The sequence below is a fragment of the Bacillus sp. SIMBA_074 genome (assembly GCF_046534555.1).
Taxonomy (GTDB): domain Bacteria; phylum Bacillota; class Bacilli; order Bacillales; family Bacillaceae_G; genus Bacillus_A; species Bacillus_A mycoides.
The window spans coordinates 1-276 of record NZ_JAWRYM010000433.1 but is presented as its reverse complement, the minus strand read 5'-3'; the positions used below and the strand labels follow the sequence as shown (position 1 = coordinate 276).

General features: G+C 37.7%; 1 protein-coding gene. It reads left to right on the top strand.

What is annotated here, in order from left to right; genetic code table 11:
- Positions 1 to 158, top strand: a 158-nt coding sequence (locus SB773_RS31465) for a TRAP transporter large permease subunit (protein WP_410594230.1), incomplete at its 5' end; no start/stop codon positions are given.
- Between the last annotated feature and the right edge of the window lie 118 nt (positions 159 to 276).

Genomic DNA, 276 nt, shown 5'->3' with positions numbered 1-276 from the left:
GAACCGTTTTAAATGTCATGTGCGGCATAAGTAAGATCAGTATGGAAGAAATCATGAAGGGGATTTGGCCTTTCTTGATCGTTGAAGTGATTGTATTGATCTTATTGTTACTGTTTCCTTCATTGGTGCTGGTTCCTCTAGGATGGTTTACCTCCTAACGGAATTAAACTGCTACTTCGGTTTGTATGCTGATATTCATCTTATTTTATAGGAGGAAAATGATAATGAATAATTTGTTTAAACGTTTGGCGGTCGGAGTTTTACTGCCAGCAGTAC